Raw genomic sequence first — 18208 nt, forward strand, 5'->3', positions numbered from 1 at the left:
ATTCCTTGTTAAATATTGAAATATGGTTTTTAATATTATATAATAAGTTAAATTATATAAATTGGGGTGTTCAATATGAAATTTATAAATTCTAAGCAATTATTAAAGTGTGCTTTAGCTGGTATAGTATGGTTTATTATTACCATTGGTGTTGGCTTATTAATTATGAAATTTACAAACTATAACTTTAAAGATATTCTTTTTATGGAGGGAATTCTATTAATTATAATAGGTGTATTATCCTCAATTGGTGGAAATCCAATGGGCTTATCTCTTCAATCTCTAGGACAAGTTAATTCTCAATATGCAAGTAATGTAAATCTTGAAGTAACAAAGAAAGAAAAAAACAATTATAATATTAAAACAACAATTAGCTTTGGAATAAGCATGATCGCTTTGATTATTGGTGGAGCACTTTCAATTATCTTAAACTTCATTATTTAAATTTTAATTATAAAACAAACCCCAAAAGGCATTAACCTTTTGGGGTTTTATAATTGCAATTTAATTAACTAAACAAAGTTCTATCACTAAGGCCATCCTTAAGATGAACTTTTTCAAATAAACCAATTAACTTATCTGTATCTAAGGATGCTTTTTCTTCTCCTTCAACATCTATAACCACATTACCTTCGTGCATCATGATAAGTCTATTACCTGAAGAAATAGCATGATTTAAATTATGAGTAACCATTAATGTAGTAATTCCTTTTTCTTTAACTATATCTCTTGTTATCTCCATAATTTTTTCAGAGGTTTTAGGATCTAATGCTGCTGTATGCTCATCTAATAATAACAGCTTTGGATTTGACATAACAGCCATTAATAATGTTAATGCTTGTCTTTGGCCTCCTGACAAAAGCCCTACCTTGGTATGGAGTTTATCCTCAAGTCCTAAGTTTACTTTCTTAAGAAGTTCTTTGAAATATCCTTCTCTTTTTTTATCTATAGCAAAAGTTAATCCAAACTTTCTACCCTTATTATCTGCCATAGACAAATTTTCAAGAATTGTCATGTTAGGTGATACACCCATTGAAGGACTTTGATAAACCCTTCCAATAAGCTTTGACCTTTTATATTCAGGGAAATTAATCATTTCCTTATTATCAATTATAATAGAACCCGAATCTCCATCTAAACTTCCACCAACTAGGTTCAAAAGAGTACTCTTACCAGCGCCATTAGATCCTATTATAGCTACAAAATCTCCTTCATTTACTTCAAAGTTAAAGTTTTCGAATACACTGTGTTCATTTACAGTATTCTTATTAAAAATCTTATATAGATTCTTGACTGCTAACATTCAGAACGGCACCACCTTTCATTGATTTTTTTCTTTTAAAAATCAAACCTTTATTATTAATAGTTAATGCAATAATAACAATTAAAGCTGTAACTAACTTTAAATCATTTGGTGATAAACCTACCTGTAGTGCTATAGCAACCACAGATTTATAAACGATAGCTCCAAAGATAGCTAAGGTAGTTATCTTAATAAAACTCACCTTTTTAAGTACTGATACACCAATAATTACAGATGCTAACCCCATAACTACTGTACCTGTCCCCATACCAACATCTGAGAACCCTTGATATTGAGCCGTTAATGCTCCTGCTAATGCTACCAAGGCATTAGAAATCATAAGGGCCAATATTTTTACATTGTCTGAATTTATTCCTAATGAAGTAACGACTTGCTCATTATCTCCAGTTGCAATTAATAAAAACCCTCTTTTTGTTTTTAAGAAAAGGTCAATTGCTAGTTTTGCTACAATTACAAAAATCAAGATAATTATAATTGGGGCAAAATTTAAATCTCCAATCATAAGCTCTTTTTCCTTAAAAATATTCTTGAAAGTAAAAAGTGGAATATTTGATTTTCCCATAATTCTTAAATTCATAGAATAGAGACTTATCATTATAAGTATACCTGAAAGTAAACTGTCTATTTTTAATTTAACGTGTAATATACCCGTAAAAAATCCTGCTACTGCTCCTGCTGCTAAGGCTATAAATACAGATAATATTGGATCCATTCCCCTTGATAAAAGTGCTGCACAAACTGCAGCACCTAAAGGGAATGACCCATCAACGGACATATCAGGGAAATCCAATATTTTGTATGTTATATAAACACCAATTGATACAAGGGAAAATAAAAATCCTTGTTCTAATACATTAAGTGCTAAAGACATTAATTAACGCCTCCAGTTACCTTTTCAGCATCCTTTAAAATATCATCTGGTATTGTTATTCCTAATTTCTTAGCAGCATCAGTATTTATTGTAACTTTTAAATCAGTCAAGTATCCAACTTCTATATCTTGTGGCTTTTTACCACCTAAAATATCCGCAGCTTTATAACCAGCTTGTTTACCTAATTCATAATAATCAATTCCAGCTGTAACTAGTCCACCTTTTTCTACTACTGCTGATTCTGCTCCAAATATAGGAACCTTCTTCTCTAGACATCTTTTTCCTACTAAATCATAAGAGGAAGCAATAGTATTATCTGTTGGTGTATAAAGTACATCAATAGAACCTAAAATTGAATTCAAACTTTGATCAATATCATTTACACTTGTAACCCCTGCTTCTTTAACAGTTAGTCCAACTTTTGCTGCTTCTTCCTTCAAGGTTTTTACTTGAACCATTGAATTAGCTTCTGAAGTGTTATATATAACTCCTACAGTTTTTGCATTTGGGAGTATCTTCTTTAAATATTTAATCTGGTCACCAATTGAAACATAATCTGATGTTCCTGTAACGTTTGTACCAGGTTTTTTAACATCTTTAACTAACCCAGCATCTACAGGGTCTGTAACTGCTGTAAAAACAATTGGAATATCCTTAGTTGAGTTATACGCTGCTTGCGCTGTTGGTGTTGCAATAGCTAAGATTAAATCTTTTTTATCGCTTACAAATCCTTGTGCAATGGTATTGGCCGTTGAGATATCTCCTTGAGCATTCTGATAATCAACGGTTATATTTTTACCGTCTTCATACCCTTTTTCTTTAAGAGCATCTAAAAAACCCTTTCTAGCAGAATCCAATGCTGGATGTGCAACTATTTGTGTGATTCCAATTTTCTTTTTTGCTTCTTCTTTTTTGCCACAGGCAACTAGTGATGTAACTGCCAATAATGAGCATAAAATTAGAGCAATTTTCTTCTTTCCTACCATACTTCCATCTCCTTTTTAATTTTACAAATAAAACAAAGTTATAATTAATATTTATCAATAATTTGCTACAAATTCTACTAAACAATACAACATAACTACCTATTTATTGATAATATATCATTTAAAATATATTATCATACTTCACACTTTTTGTAAATAAAATAATGCCCATAATTTCTTACATTATGGGCATTATTTCTTCCAAAATTTACATTCTATTATTCTTAATAAAATTTATATTACCTTGGTATTGCTCTATGTCCAAGTCCAATTACAACTTCATTTAAATGAAGCAATCCTATACTCAAAAATATACAGACACTTAAATGTTCACCTGCAGTTGCTATACCAATTTTTCCACCAATATTTTGACTGCTTGCCTTTGCAGATACCTCCATTATAGCATCTCTACACGCCCCTATTACTGCCCCTTCATGCAGATGTTCATCTCTTATTAGCCCACATCTTTTTGAGGCAACTAAAGCTCTTTCTAATATTTTTTGTATTGAGCTGTTAATATTTCCTCCAATATCAACTGCACAAACTTTTGCTCCTAACTTTTCAAATTCTTCTCTTAACTTTCCTTCTTCATCTCTAGCTGAAATAGCCATTCTTGTAGCAAACTTTGCTACTTGTACACTATCCATATTAACCCTCTTTTCTTCTGATGTACTAATGTTAGTATATCAGAAATTATGATTTTAGATTAGTACTTTTGACTCTTTTTCTTTATTCTAATTCACAATTATTAAGTACACCTTTAGCAAATTGGATAATAATAAAAGAAACTAATATATTCCAAATTAAGAATGAACAATATATAGCATAGTGACCTAAAAAATTAAGAGTGTTTGATATTACTACTGCAGCAATTATTCCTGGTAAAATATATACAAATATACTTACCATCATTAAAATTCCCTTTAGAGAGTTAGACGCTAAACTCCCAAATAATCTATAGTTGAGTACACCTCCATAAATAAATACAAATCCAAATGATACGTAAACTGCTATACATAATACTATTTCAATAGGATTTGCACGTAACAACACACCTGCAAGTAGGAAACTCAATGTTCCATCAACAAGAAATTTAAAAGAAGATGCTAGTGTTGCCCAAAACACCTTGCTTTCTTGAGTATCCGGAATTAAAAATATATATGGTTTTGACATTTCAGTATGAATCTTTGTTCCAAAGGAACTTATAGCTGAAAGATAAGCATAAAAATATAGTAATGGAGTTATTTCACCAACATGCATAAACTTCCCGAAAATAAACGCACATATAACCATAAATCCTGTATATAAATTTATAACCCCGAAACCAGTTTTTCTATATTCTAAAAGATGTCTATAGAAAATAGCCTTTCCATAGGAAGCGGTATATTCTGAACTTATTTTTCTTATCTTTCTTTTACCTTTTCTACCATATTGGAATTCCTTCGCATTTATTTGCTTGGTTTTTAATTTTAACGCATCTTCTTTAAGCTGAGCATCATCTAATACGTCCTCATAATAATCAAGTTTCATATTATAAAGTATAGTTAATACAACTCCGATTAATAAGATATTTAGTGTCAAATATACGAAGAATATACTGTTAATACCCACTATAGATTCATATATCATACCCTTATACCATCCAACTAAAGGTATATAATTAATAATCTCATTATTATATATTCCAACTACTATTTCTAACGCTTTAGATTTATCCGGTAGTATTTTTATTCCTGTGAATAAAACTATGGCAACTGCAATTCCCTTAAATAGATATGACAATATGTTTTTAAGGCTTGGATAAATAGAACAAAGACTATATAAGAAAATAGATATTACTGTTACTGTAATAAAAAATAATCCTATTGTAACTAATAGTCCTACTATTCCGGCACCAGTTATACCTAAATTAACTCTTAAATTGGGTATTTGATATAATAAGAACACCATGAAAAACAACGTAGAAGATATGCTTTTTATAAATTCATAAATCAACATATTTTGTGGTCTTATTGGGGCAGTAAATGCAAAATTTACATCACTCATGTAAAAATGCGATGACCTTTTATTTAGCCCGTTAATTAATGCTAGGAGTAAAATTCCAATTAAGCCTATTGTACCAAAAGCTACTATATATTTAGCTGATATATTACTAGGGATATTCCTACTCCCTCCTTTAGCTGAAACAACAAAAGTAAATATTAGAAATCCCACAATTATAATCATAGGTATTAGCTTTGAAGGTTTCTTCCTTAAATCTAAAATGAAGTTAATGAGAGATTTTCTTAATAAATATATTAATGCCTTCATTTAGTTCCCCTCCGTAAACTCAAAGAATATGTCTTCTAAACTTTCCTTCTCCAATTGGAATTCATTTTTAGATTTTGATAAAACAATTTCTCCATTCTTCATTAATATTATTCTATCCCATAACTCTTCAACACTATCTAGTAAGTGAGTGCTGACTATGATAGTCACACCTTGATTTTTTAATTCAAGCAAGTGTTTTTTTAGTTCTTTAATAGCTTTTGGATCTAAACCTATTAATGGCTCGTCAAATAAAATTACTTTAGGATTAGTTAATAATGCACACATTATACTTACTTTTTGTTGCATCCCTTTAGATAACTCTTGTCCCAACTTTTTCCTCTTATCTGTCATATCAAATTTTTCTAATAACATCTCAGCATGTTCTTTATAATTTGATATGCCGTAAGCTTTAGCAATAAAATGCAAATGTTCATCTACAGTTAGTAATGGATACATTGAAGGAATTTCAGGTACGTAATTAAACAGTCTTTTTCCCTCTATAGTTTTATTATTTTTTCCGCATATGGTTATTTTTCCTTCGTATCTCAAAAGTCCGGCAATTGATTTAATTATTGTTGACTTTCCAGCTCCATTTGGTCCAACTAGAACTGCAATCTCCCCTTCATTAACCTTAAAATCAATATTTTTAATTGCTATAAACTTACCGTATTTCTTTGTTATGTTGTTAATCTCAATCATCTTATACCTCCAAAAATACTATAACTTGTTATTAAAATACTTCTACTTATTTCCTATAATTTACATAGTGTCATTATATCACACTTGCTACTTTTTTAGTAAATATTTATAGTTTTTGCCATATTTAAATAGGGTATTTACAAATCCAAAGACAACTTGTATACTGATGTATATACACTTGAATTATAGGAGGATTACTATGCAATCTAGAATAAAAAATATGATTTATGCAGCACTACTTATAGCAATATCTATTATAATTCCTTTATACTTTGGATTTTTAAAGGTTATAATTGGTCCATTCACAGCTACTATTGCTTCTCATGTTCCATTATTTATTGCAATGTTAATTAGTCCACCAGTTGCAATAGCAGTTGGATTCGGTTCTGCTATTGGTTTCTTTATAACTTCACCATTAGTTATAGCTGCAAGAGCTTTAATGCACACAGTTGTAGGTGGTGTCGGTGCATACTTAGTTAAGAAAAAGGTTCCATTCAAATATGTTATTTTAATTACTGCACCAATCCACGGCGCGCTTGAAGCTATTGCGGTAATTCCATTTGGATTTACAGTATTTAAAGTACTAGTTGTTGTTGGTGTTGGTTCTGTTATTCATCACTGTGTTGACGGTGTAATTTCAATGGCCTTAGCTAAAGCACTTTCTAAAGGTTCAGTATTGAATTTAGATGGTAAAAAAGAAAATGTTGCATAATGTAAATTAATAAATATACTAATACATATCAAAACAGAAGTATTAAAACTTCTGTTTTTTTATTTATTTATTCTCTTATGTTAATCCCATATTTTTAGACATTTTGTTACTATTTTATTTTGTCCTATTGGTTAATTTACTTTATTTATGTTATAATCAACCTGTTATTACTTAGAAAAGGGGAACTAATGATGTTAGTATACGTGATTCTTGTAGCACTTCTATTATTTGATGCTTACAATGTTTATAAAGGAAAGAAAAGTAAAGACGATTTTTTAAAGCTTTCTTTAGCACCATTGCTTGAATTGTTAGCATTAATGGCGCTGTATGATCTAGGTTACATAAATCAAATTACTGCTGGTGTTTTAATTATACCTATAGGAGCATACTATTTCTATCAATCAAGTAAAAAGAGAAGAGAAAAAAAATAAAATTTTAAAGGTGCATGTTAATGATTTAAATATCATTAACATGCACCTACTTTTATATCTAATAAAAATTCCCCATTGCTCTAAACTTATTATAACGAGCTTCTAATAGTTCTTCTGTATTCATTGCTCTTAATATTTCAAGCTCAGGTAGTATTTTTCTTTTTAATCTCCAAGCCATTTTATCAGGATTAATATGTGCTCCTCCAATTGGCTCTCTTATAACTTTATCTATAATTCCAGAATCTAATAATTCTTGTGCTGTTATTCCCATTACTTCTGCAGCCTCTTTAGAACGACTTGCATCTTTCCATAGAATTGATGCAAATCCTTCAGGTGTAAGTATAGAATAAATAGCATTTTCAAGCATGAATACTCTATCTCCAACACCTAATGCTAATGCTCCACCACTTCCACCTTCTCCTATAATTATAGAAATTATAGGTACTTTTATATCAAACATTTCTTGTAGATTTTGAGCAATCGCATATCCTTGGCCTCTTTCTTCTGCACCTATACCTGGATAAGCTCCAGGAGTATCTATTAAGCAGATGATAGGTCTCTTAAACTTTTCTGCCTGCTTCATTAATCTAAGAGCTTTTTTGTACCCCTCTGGATTAGGCATACCAAAGTTTCTTTCAATGTTTTCCTTGGCATTATTTCCTTTTACTATTCCAATAATGGTTACATTTATGCCTTCAATTTCACCGATTCCTCCAACCACTGATTTATCATCTGCAAAGGCTCTGTCTCCATGAAATTCTATAAAACTATCACATATGTTGTTTATATAATATAAGGCATTGGGTCTATCTTGTTTTCTTGCAATCTCAACTCTTTCCCAAGCCGTTAGTTTTTTAATAGACTTTCTCTCCATTTACTTCACCTCATGCAGTTTCAGTATTTTTGAAAGGATTTCTTTAAGTTCTTTTCTATTGATAATACTATCAATAAATCCCTTTTCTAATAGAAACTCTGCTCTTTGAAAATTCTTAGGAAGTTCTTGATTAATTGTATTTTCAATTACCCTTCTTCCTGCAAAACCTATAAGTGTACCTGGTTCACTAAGGATAATATCTCCCTCCATTGCGAAGGAAGCAGTAACCCCTCCAGTTGTAGGATCAGTTAAAAATGCTATATAAAGCAAGCCTTTTAATGAATGTCTTTTAAGTGCTCCACTGATTTTTGCCATTTGCATAAGTGAGAATATTCCCTCTTGCATTCTTGCACCACCTGAAGTTGTAAAAATGATTAATGGTAGAGCTTCATCTGTAGCTAATTCTATTAATCTAGTTATTTTTTCCCCAACTACAGTTCCCATACTTCCCATCATAAAATTAGAGTCCATAACCCCAATTGCAACCTTCTTACCATCTATTTGACAAGTTCCAGTTATAACGGCTTCTTTAATAGACGCTTTTTCTTCGGCTTTTGTTAGCTTTTCCTTGTACCCTTCAAAGTTTAGTGGATCTACACTCGTAATATCCCCAAAAAACTCTTCAAAGGTTCCTTCATCTGCCACTAAGTTAAGTCTATACTTTCCGTCTATTCTAAAGTGATAGTTGCATTTATTACACACTCCAAGATTTTTTTCAACATCTTCATTATAAAGTATTGCTCCACAATCTGGACACTTACACCACATACCATCAGGTATAGTTGGTCTTACTTCACTTGCTTTAATCTTTCCCTTTTCCTCTTTTTTAATTGGTACTGATGATACAGTGATATAGGTTCTCTTTTTAAGTAGCCCCTCTAGCATTATTCAATCACCAACTTTTCTTTTAAGAATGAAGTATCAAAATTTCCTTTAACAAAATCTTCATTCTCTAATATATCGAATTGAAAATCAATATTGTTATTTACTCCACCTATAGCAAATTCACCAAGAGCTCTTTTCATTCTCATGATAGCTTCTTCTCTTGTTTTACCATGAACGATTAGTTTTCCTATCATTGAATCATAACAATGAGGAATCTTATATCCTCCATATATAGCAGAATCTACTCTTACACCAAATCCACCTGGGAATATAATTTGTTCAATAGTACCAGGACATGGTCTAAACCCTTGGCTTGGGTCCTCAGCATTTATTCTACATTCAATAGCATGGCCTTTTATTACAATATCTTCTTGGCTAAAATCTAATGGTATACCATAAGCTATCTTAATTTGTTCTTTTACTAAATCTATCCCAGTAACCATTTCTGTAATTGGATGCTCAACTTGAATTCTAGTGTTCATCTCCATAAAATAGAAATTCTTATCCTTATCCACTAAAAACTCAATCGTCCCTGCATTTTTATAATTTACAGCTTCAGCTGCTTTTACTGAAATTTCTCCCATTTTTGCTCTTAATTCTTCATCTAAAATTAATGATGGAGCTTCCTCAATAACTTTTTGGTTTTTTCTTTGAATTGAACAATCTCTTTCTCCAAGATGAACTACTTTTCCGTGCTCATCAGCAAGAATTTGAAATTCTATATGTTTAGGCCCTTGTATATATTTTTCAATATATAGTCTGTCATCACCAAAACAAGTTAAAGCTTCAGCCTTTGCAGTATTATATCCATTTAAGAATTCGTCTTTATTAAAAGCTATTCTTATTCCTCTTCCACCACCACCGGCAGCAGCTTTTATCATAACTGGATATCCTATTTCTTCTGCAATTTCTAAAGCATGATTTTCATTTTCTATTATTCCTTCAAATCCTGGTGTTATAGGAACTCCTGCTTTTCTCATAGTTTCCCTTGCAACTGCCTTGTTTCCCATAAGCTCAATTGCTTCATAGTCTGGTCCTATAAACTTTATATTACATTCAGCACACATTTTCGCAAACTTTGCATTCTCTGAAAGAAAGCCAAAGCCAGGATGAATTGCTTCTGCACCAGTTAAAACGCAAGCGCTTAGAATATTTTGTATATTTAAATAACTATCTTTCGCAGCTGCTTTACCTATACAAACAGCTTCATCAGCTAATTGAGTGTGTAGTGCATCCTTATCTATTTCAGAATATACTGCTACAGATTTAATTCCCAACTCTCTACAAGCTCTAATGATTCTTACTGCTATTTCCCCTCTATTTGCTATTAGTATTTTCTTAAACATACTCTCACCTATCCTATTGCAAAGAGAATTTCTCCTTGACATGCTATTTTCCCATCTACTTTAGCAGTTCCTTTTCCTATTCCTATTGGGCCCTTAACTTTTATTATTTCAATTTCTAATTCTAATTTATCTCCAGGAACAACTTTTCTCTTATATCTTACCTTATCTATGCCTGCTAAGAAAGCAGTTTTTCCTTTAAATTCTTCTTTGCTTAATATTGAAACTGCTCCCATTTGTGCTAAAGCTTCTATCATTAATACCCCTGGCATAACAGGTTCTTCTGGAAAATGTCCTTGGAAAAACTCTTCATTAGCTGTTAAATTTTTATAACCTTTAGCTCTAATTCCTGGTTCTAATTCCTCAACCCTATCTATTAATAGAAATGGATATCTATGTGGTATAATTTCTCTTATTTCTTTTACACCTAGCATCTTAATCCCTCCTAATTCTAAATAACGGTTGACCAAACTCAACCATACTTTCATTTTCAACTAATATCTCAAGAACTTCTCCACTTACTTCACTTTCAATTTCATTCATAAGTTTCATAGCTTCTATTATGCATAAAGTATCACCTTGTTTAACTCTCTTACCAACTTCAACATAAGATGCCTTATCAGGTGATGGAGACATATAAAATGTACCTACTATTGGAGATTTTACAATGTATCCCTCTAGTGCTGGAGCACTTATTGTAGTTTCTTCTTTATTAACTATTGTAGTTTCTGAACTAGTAATATTAGCTACTGGAACTGGACTTGCAGCTGTTACTACTTCCTTTATTTCACTACTTCTTGTGGTCGATTTATCCATTTTTAAATAACAGTCATCTGTTTTAAATTCAAATAAAGCTAAATCAGATTCATTTATTAAATTAATAAGTTCTTTAACTTCTTCAATTTTCATATTGAGTTACTCCTAATCCCATTTTTTAATTAACAAGGTTGCATTATGTCCACCAAATCCTAGAGAATTGGTCAATGCATATTTTACTTCTGCAGTTTTTCCTTTATTAGGTACATAGTCAAGGTCACATTCCTCGTCCTTAACCTTATATCCAATAGTTGGAGGAACAAAATTTTCTTCCATTGCTTTTATACAAACTATTGCTTCTACTGCTCCTGCTGCTCCAAGCAAATGTCCTGTCATAGACTTAGTTGAAGAAACAGGTATTTCGTAAGCTTTTTCACCAAATAATTTTCTTATAGCTAAAGTTTCAAATTTATCATTATATGGCGTAGATGTTCCATGAGCATTAATATATCCTACTTCTTCTGGCTTTATCCCAGCTTCATCTATAGCTAATTTCATTGCCTTCATTGCACCTTCTCCGTCAGGTGATGGTGAGGTAATATGATATGCATCACAATTTGATCCATAACCAACTATTTCTCCATAGATTTTAGCTCCTCTTTTTTGTGCATGTTCAAGGCTTTCAAGTATTAAGATACCTGCTCCTTCTCCCATAACAAATCCGCTTCTCTCTTTATCGAAAGGTATAGATGCCCTATCCTTGTCATTTGTAGTATTTAATGCCTTCATGTTAGTAAAACCGGAAACCCCTGATTTTGTTATAGGTGCTTCTGTTCCACCTGCTATCATTATATCAGTATAACCATGCTTTATATTTCTATAAGCTTCTCCGATAGAATTAGTACCTGATGCACAAGCTGTTACAACTGATGTACATATTCCTTTTGCACCAAATTTTATAGCAACATTTCCTGCAGCTATATTACCAATAGCCATTGGGATATATAGTGGTGAAACTCTTTTATTTCCTTTTTCAAAAAGCTTGAAGAATTCTGTTTCCATGGTATTGTAACCGCCAATACCTGACCCTATTATAACACCTAATCTATCTCTGTCAACTTTATCTAAATCAAGTTTAGCATCTTTAATAGCTTCATCAGCTGCTACAATTGCAAACTGAGAAAATCTATCCATTCTTCTGCTTTCTTTCTTTTCCATTACTCCATCAGTAGTAAAATCATCTTTTACTTCTGCAGCAATCTTCACTTCAAAATCACTTGTATCAAACGCCTTAATAAAATCTATTCCGTTAACTCCATTTTTACAATTGTTCCAAAAGTCTTGAGCATTATTTCCTATAGGAGTTACAGCACCCATCCCAGTTACAACTACTCTATTACTCATTGTTTCCTCCTTACATCACCATTCCGCCATCTACATTTAACACTTGGCCTGTTATATATGAACTTTCATCTGATAATAAAAATGCTACAGCATTAGCTACATCTTCTGCCTGACCAAGTTTTTTTAATGGAAGTGTTTTAATCATTTCTTCCTTTATATTATCTTTTAAATCTTTTGTCATATCTGTTTCTATAAATCCTGGTGCTACAGCATTAACTGTTATTCCTCTTGGACCTATTTCTTTTGCTAAAGATTTTGTCATTCCAATTATTCCTGCTTTTGAAGCAGCATAATTTACTTGACCTGCATTTCCTGCAATACCTACAACCGAAGAAATATTAACTATTCTTCCTGCTCTTGCTTTTAATAGCACTGGAGTAATTGCTTTTGAACAGTTAAATGCTCCTTTTAGATTTGTTTCAATTACTGCATCAAAATCTTCTTCTTTCATTCTAAGAATCAATGTATCTCTAGTGATTCCAGCATTATTTACAAGTCCGTATACTTCTCCAAAAATATTCTTTGCTTCATTAATTAAAAATTCTGCATCAGCATATTTGGATACATCAGCCTTTACTTTTTCTGCTTTTCCACCAGCATTAACTATTTCTGAAACCACTTCTGCTGCTTCAACTTCATTACCTCTGTAGTTAACAATAACATTTGCTCCTAAAGCTCCAAGCTTTATAGCTATAGCCTTACCTATTCCTCTATTAGCACCGGTAACTATAATGGTTTTATCTTTAAGCATTTTAAATCTCCTTTAATCCCTCTAAAGTTTTTGATAAACTCTCTAAATTGTCTACATTAAAAGTAGCAACTTCTCTATTAATCTTTTTAACGAAACTAGTTAATGCTTTTCCCGGACCTATTTCAACAAAAACATTAAATCCATCTTTTATCATATTATTTATCGTTTCTTCCCATCTTACAGAACTCATTAATTGCTTTCTTAGTACATCCCTAACATCTTCATTTTTTTCATAAGTAGTACCAGTTAAGTTCTTATAAACAGCTAAATCTGGTGTGTTTACTTGTATATTACTTAATTCACTTAACAGCTTATCTCCAGCACCTTTAAGCATAGAACTATGAAAAGGAGCTGACACTGGTAAAGGTAATGCTCTACCACCTCTTCCTTTTATTATTTCAGTAGCTAATTCTAATGCTTGCTTTTCACCTGATATAACTATTTGTCCAGGACAATTAAAGTTCGCTATCTCTACTACCCCAGCTTTTGATGCTTCTTTAACTACTTCATTTACTGTAGCCTCATCTAATTTTAGAACTGCAACCATTCCACCTACACCTACTGGGACTTCTTCTTGCATAAATCTTCCTCTTTTTTTAACCAAAGGAATAGCATCTTCTAACTTTATTGAGTTTCCATAAACTAAAGCGGAATATTCTCCAAGACTTAATCCTGCTGCACCTTCCGCTTTAATTCCCTCTTCTTCAATAGCTTTTAAAATAGCTAATGTTGTTGTTAAAATGGCTGGTTGAGTATTTTCAGTTTTGTTTAAATCCTCAATACTCCCATTAAAACAAAGTTCCTTAATATCAAATTCTACTAATTCATTTGCTTTATTATAAACTTCCATTGCTGAAGGATATTTTTCTGCAATATCCTTACCCATTCCACTATACTGAGCTCCTTGCCCTGCGAATATAAATCCTATTTTTTTCATACTTATCCTCCTATTTAATAAGTCAGATATTAAATATTTTAAGTTCAACTATCGATTTATATATGCCAGAAAATCGCAATTTCCTGCGATCTTCTAACAAATACAAACTAAGTTTCAAAATTAAAATCTTATATCTGACTTTAAATAAGTTTTATTTTATTATTAAGCTATTTTCGCTGTTACATAATCTACAGCATCTTTAACACTTTTAATGTTTTCTGCATTTTCAAGTTGAATTCCAAACTCTTCTTCTAATTCTATTATTACTTGGAATAAGTCTAATGAATCAGCTCCTAAATCTTCAAATGTAGTTTCTAATTGAACCTTATCCTCTTCGATTGCTAATTGCTCACTTATTATCGCTCTTATTTTTTCAAATACCATTTAAATATCCTCCTAATTTATGATCTTACCAATTTAATATTAAGGCTCCAGAGGTTAACCCAGCGCCGAAACCTACTAAAATAATTTTATCACCCTTCTGCAATAATCCCTTTTCATCCATTTCATTAAGTACTAATGGAATCGTTGCTGAAGATGTATTACCATATCTGTCTAAGTTCATATAGAACTTCTCTATTGGTTCATTTATTTTTCTTGCAACATAATCTATAATTCTCACATTTGCTTGATGAGGTACTATGTATTTAACCTCATCTAACGAAATATTTGTTTTTTCAAGTAATTTATTTATATTATCAACCATTGCTCCAGTTGCAAATTTAAATACTTCTCTTCCATTCATTATTAATTTCTTATGTTTTATATTATCTTCTTCAGTAAATGGAGACTTAACATCTAATGCACCACATGAAAGTGAGCCTCCCTTACTTCCATTTGAGCTTGTTGCTCCAGCTATTATACCTTCAGTCTCTGATTTTGTTATTATAGCTGCACCAGCACCATCACCAAATAGCACTGCTGTTGATCTATCCTCCCAATCTAGAAGTTTAGATAATACTTCTGACCCTATAACTAATGCATTCTTATACTCACCAGTTTTAATCATTGAACTTGCAACAATACATCCATAAACGAAACCAGAACAAGCTGCATTAAGATCAAAGCATGTAGCGTTTTCAGCTCCTAATTTGTCTTGAACTATACAACTTACTGACGGGAAAAACATATCTGGCGAAACAGTAGCTACTATTATTAAGTCAATGTCTTCTGCCTTCAAACCACTTTTTTCTAACGCATTTTTTCCTGCTTTATATGCTAAATCTGAACAGTCCTCATTTTTTGAAATTCTTCTTTCTTTAATTCCTGTTCTTGTACTTATCCACTCATCTGATGTATCCATAATTTTGCTTAAATCTTCATTTGTTACGATATTTTCAGGTGCATAAGCTCCAACAGAAAGAAACTTACTATATATCATTTATTTCTCCTTTTTTATAAGTCATTTTTTTCCTTGAAAAATTTTGATAACTTGCTTAAAGATGTTACTAGTATTTCCTCTTCTGAGGGTTCTAATCCCTCTACTATATCTTTAATCATATCTCCATGAAACTTCTCATGAAGTCTGTAGGCAAGCTTCCCTTTTTTAGTTAATTGAACCTGAACTACTCTTCTATCTGTTTCAATTCTATTTCTTTCTACATACCCTTTTTTAATAAGCTTATTAATCGCTGTAGTAAGAGTTCCCAATGTAATCTTTAAATCTGCTGCTACTTCTGACATATTTCTTGCTGTATACATACCAATTGCTTCAATCGTATGTATTTCAGTTACAGATAAGTCATTAAGCACACCACTTTTTAAAGTTTTTTGTTCAATCACAAGAATATCATTAAATATTTTAACTAAGAGCTCATTTATTACCTGCTCTATACGATTCATCTAGTCTCTCTCCTTTACTAAGCTCAAGTAAGTTTATTAATTCTGGAGTTAAATACTTTGATTGTCAAATCATTTTATTTGATAATCAAAATATACTACAGAAATTTTCCATTGTCAATGTACTTTTTGTTAATTAAGAATAAAACTAACATATTATGTAATAGGATAGAACTTATTGCTTTCTTATCCTATTACACTCTTATTTATCTTAATAAGCTTTTACGATTTCACCGAAGTATAACATATGATAATCATCATCTCCATAGAAGTTTTTAACTAAATCTTCTGTTAATGATTCTTTATCTAATAATTGCTTAAATAATATTTTGCATTCAAAATATTTCCCACAGCCTTCTACAACTGGTGCTGTGACCTCACTGCTTTCTTTATATTTAATCCAGCCTTCTGCCTCTTTATCGAATTCTCTACCAGACTTAGATCCACATAACCCTAAAGCTTCTTTTAAATTTCCATCATACGGAATGCTTATTGTAAAGTTATCACTTTTTTCTAGAATACTATACGTATATCTTGAAAGTCTAACTAAAGTCATAAATACAGGTCTTCTATGCATGTATCCAATTGAACCCCAGCTAATAGTCATAGTATTTGCTTTTCCATCTGCTTTTGCAGTTAAAAAAGCTCCCTTTTTATAAAGATTGTCTAAAGCATTTTCTAGATCTTCTGTAAATTCATTTTGCATAACATTACCTCCTAAAAATTATAAAGACTATCTATATGATATCATAGTTAATAAATATTAAAAACGAGGAACCCCTCGTTTTTAATATTATCATTTATTTGTTAACCGTCCCCATAATTTTTCACAAATATGTTAACAGTCCCCGATATCTTTTCTAAAATACATATCTTTAAAGGAAACATTATCAATATTCTTATATGCCGCAGCTTTTGCCTCTTCTATCGTTTTTCCTAATCCAACTACAGAGAGTACTCTTCCTCCAGCTGTTACAAGCTTTCCATCTTTAATCTGTCCCCCAGCTATAAAGACGTTATTTTTAACTTTATCATCTATAGTTATTTCGTAGCCTTTTTCAAAATTTCCTGGATATCCTTTTGAAGCTAATACAACATTGCAGCAGGCACCTTCATGCCATTTAATATTATAACTATCTAGTTGTTCATCTAGGGAAGCCTCTATTAATTCTAGGAAATCACTTTCCATTAAAGAAAGTAAACTTTGAGTTTCTGGGTCACCCAGTCTTACGTTATATTCAAGAAGATATGCTCCTTTTTTAGTCATCATTACACCGAAGAATATAATGCCCTTGTAATCATAGCCTTCTTCTTTTATTCCTTTTAATGTAGGTTTTAGTATATTTTCATTAAAATCCACTAAAACTTCGTCACTTACAAATGGATTAGGTGCTATAACACCCATCCCCCCAGTATTTGGTCCTTTTCCTCCATCAAGAATCTGTTTATGATCCTTTGCTGAAATAAACGGAATTATAACCTTTGAATCAGTTATGCTTATAATTGAAGCTTCTACTCCTTCAAGAAATTCTTCAATTATAATTTTCTTTCCTGCCCCGTTAAATACATCATCTACCATAAAACTATATATGGTATCTTCTGCTTCCTTTTTGCTAAAGCATATATTAACCCCTTTGCCCGCTGCTAATCCATCTGCTTTTATCACAAGTGGATATTCGCAATCTTTTAAGTATTCAATGGCTTTTATATGATCATAGAATTCCTCATACTTAGCAGTTCTTACCCCGTACTTTTCCATAAATACTTTTGAGTAACTTTTGCTTCCCTCCAGCATAGCAGCTCTTTGCTCTGGCCCAAATACTTTAAGTCCTTCCTTTTTAAATGCATCAACAACACCTTTAATTAATGGATCTTCTGGCCCAACTACTGTTAAATTAATTTTTTCACTTTTTGCGAAATTAACTAATTCATTAATATCAGATATATTTATGTTTTCACATTTGTTTTCTAGTGCAGTTCCTCCGTTACCTGGAGCTACAAAAATCTTTTCAACTTTATGATTCTGAGCTAATTTCCATGCCATTGCATGCTCTCTTCCACCTGAGCCAATTAATAATAACTTCAT

The 18208-nt window shown here is 31.5% G+C and carries 22 protein-coding genes; 3 read left to right on the top strand and 19 right to left on the bottom strand.

What is annotated here, in order from left to right; translation table 11 throughout:
* Positions 1-75: 75 nt before the first annotated feature.
* Positions 76-444: a hypothetical protein gene (locus JK634_RS09490; protein ID WP_202767406.1), complete on the top strand. Its 369-nt coding sequence runs from the start codon at positions 76-78 to the stop codon at positions 442-444.
* 64 nt (positions 445-508) lie between these two features.
* On the opposite strand, the gene JK634_RS09495 is transcribed toward JK634_RS09490, so the two are convergent.
* The 6 genes from JK634_RS09495 to JK634_RS09520 form a co-directional block, all read right to left on the bottom strand.
* Positions 509-1303: an ABC transporter ATP-binding protein gene (locus JK634_RS09495; RefSeq protein ID WP_202767407.1), complete on the bottom strand. Its 795-nt coding sequence runs from the start codon at positions 1301-1303 to the stop codon at positions 509-511.
* Positions 1278-2195, bottom strand: a complete 918-nt coding sequence (locus JK634_RS09500; RefSeq protein WP_202767408.1) for an ABC transporter permease — start codon at positions 2193-2195, stop codon at positions 1278-1280. The genes JK634_RS09495 and JK634_RS09500 overlap by 26 nt, the downstream gene beginning before the upstream one ends.
* Positions 2195-3181, bottom strand: a complete 987-nt coding sequence (locus JK634_RS09505) for an ABC transporter substrate-binding protein (protein ID WP_202767409.1) — start codon at positions 3179-3181, stop codon at positions 2195-2197. Before JK634_RS09505 ends, JK634_RS09500 begins: the two co-directional genes overlap by 1 nt.
* Before the next feature lie 239 nt (positions 3182-3420).
* On the bottom strand, positions 3421-3828 hold the full coding sequence (locus JK634_RS09510; RefSeq protein WP_202767410.1) for a HutP family protein: 408 nt from the start codon (positions 3826-3828) through the stop codon (positions 3421-3423).
* A gap of 82 nt (positions 3829-3910) precedes the next feature.
* A complete protein-coding gene (locus JK634_RS09515) occupies positions 3911-5491 on the bottom strand; it encodes a putative ABC exporter domain-containing protein (RefSeq protein ID WP_202767411.1) in 1581 nt (526 codons plus the stop codon).
* A complete protein-coding gene (locus JK634_RS09520) occupies positions 5492-6190 on the bottom strand; it encodes an ABC transporter ATP-binding protein (RefSeq protein WP_202767412.1) in 699 nt (232 codons plus the stop codon).
* Positions 6191-6389: 199 nt separating this feature from the next.
* Here JK634_RS09520 and JK634_RS09525 point away from each other — a divergent pair, with 199 nt between their 5' ends.
* A complete protein-coding gene (locus JK634_RS09525; protein WP_202767413.1) occupies positions 6390-6902 on the top strand; it encodes an ECF transporter S component in 513 nt (170 codons plus the stop codon).
* 191 nt (positions 6903-7093) lie between these two features.
* Positions 7094-7333: a hypothetical protein gene (locus JK634_RS09530; protein WP_202767414.1), complete on the top strand. Its 240-nt coding sequence runs from the start codon at positions 7094-7096 to the stop codon at positions 7331-7333.
* Positions 7334-7391: 58 nt separating this feature from the next.
* Here the strand turns inward: JK634_RS09530 and JK634_RS09535 are convergent, their stop codons facing one another.
* The 13 genes from JK634_RS09535 to purD form a co-directional block, all read right to left on the bottom strand.
* Positions 7392-8207: an acetyl-CoA carboxylase carboxyltransferase subunit alpha gene (locus JK634_RS09535; RefSeq protein ID WP_202767415.1), complete on the bottom strand. Its 816-nt coding sequence runs from the start codon at positions 8205-8207 to the stop codon at positions 7392-7394.
* Entirely contained in the window at positions 8208-9092 is an 885-nt protein-coding gene (accD, locus tag JK634_RS09540) for an acetyl-CoA carboxylase, carboxyltransferase subunit beta (RefSeq protein ID WP_202767416.1), read from the bottom strand.
* A complete protein-coding gene (locus JK634_RS09545; RefSeq protein ID WP_202767417.1) occupies positions 9092-10438 on the bottom strand; it encodes an acetyl-CoA carboxylase biotin carboxylase subunit in 1347 nt (448 codons plus the stop codon). The genes accD and JK634_RS09545 overlap by 1 nt, the downstream gene beginning before the upstream one ends.
* Positions 10439-10446: 8 nt before the next feature.
* Complete coding sequence (gene fabZ / locus JK634_RS09550; protein WP_202767418.1) at positions 10447-10869, bottom strand: 3-hydroxyacyl-ACP dehydratase FabZ; 423 nt, start codon at positions 10867-10869, stop codon at positions 10447-10449.
* 1 nt (position 10870) lies between these two features.
* Entirely contained in the window at positions 10871-11344 is a 474-nt protein-coding gene (gene accB / locus JK634_RS09555; protein WP_202767419.1) for an acetyl-CoA carboxylase biotin carboxyl carrier protein, read from the bottom strand.
* A gap of 12 nt (positions 11345-11356) precedes the next feature.
* Complete coding sequence (fabF, locus tag JK634_RS09560) at positions 11357-12595, bottom strand: beta-ketoacyl-ACP synthase II (RefSeq protein WP_202767420.1); 1239 nt, start codon at positions 12593-12595, stop codon at positions 11357-11359.
* Positions 12596-12605: 10 nt separating this feature from the next.
* Positions 12606-13346 carry a 3-oxoacyl-[acyl-carrier-protein] reductase gene (gene fabG, locus JK634_RS09565; protein ID WP_202767421.1) on the bottom strand — a complete coding sequence of 247 codons (741 nt, stop codon included), beginning with the start codon at positions 13344-13346 and terminating at the stop codon, positions 12606-12608.
* 1 nt (position 13347) lies between these two features.
* Positions 13348-14283: an ACP S-malonyltransferase gene (gene fabD / locus JK634_RS09570; protein WP_202767422.1), complete on the bottom strand. Its 936-nt coding sequence runs from the start codon at positions 14281-14283 to the stop codon at positions 13348-13350.
* A gap of 162 nt (positions 14284-14445) precedes the next feature.
* Positions 14446-14667: an acyl carrier protein gene (acpP, locus tag JK634_RS09575; protein WP_202767423.1), complete on the bottom strand. Its 222-nt coding sequence runs from the start codon at positions 14665-14667 to the stop codon at positions 14446-14448.
* Between the two features lie 25 nt (positions 14668-14692).
* A complete protein-coding gene (locus JK634_RS09580; RefSeq protein ID WP_202767424.1) occupies positions 14693-15664 on the bottom strand; it encodes a beta-ketoacyl-ACP synthase III in 972 nt (323 codons plus the stop codon).
* 14 nt (positions 15665-15678) lie between these two features.
* The gene (locus JK634_RS09585) at positions 15679-16125 is read right to left on the bottom strand and encodes a MarR family winged helix-turn-helix transcriptional regulator (RefSeq protein ID WP_202767425.1); all 447 of its coding nucleotides are present in this window, start codon (positions 16123-16125) and stop codon (positions 15679-15681) included.
* Positions 16126-16333: 208 nt separating this feature from the next.
* On the bottom strand, positions 16334-16828 hold the full coding sequence (locus JK634_RS09590; protein ID WP_202767426.1) for a flavin reductase family protein: 495 nt from the start codon (positions 16826-16828) through the stop codon (positions 16334-16336).
* Positions 16829-16960: 132 nt separating this feature from the next.
* Complete coding sequence (gene purD, locus JK634_RS09595) at positions 16961-18208, bottom strand: phosphoribosylamine--glycine ligase (protein WP_202767427.1); 1248 nt, start codon at positions 18206-18208, stop codon at positions 16961-16963.

The sequence above is a fragment of the Clostridium paridis genome (assembly GCF_016765615.1).
Lineage (GTDB): Bacteria > Bacillota > Clostridia > Clostridiales > Clostridiaceae > Clostridium_T > Clostridium_T paridis.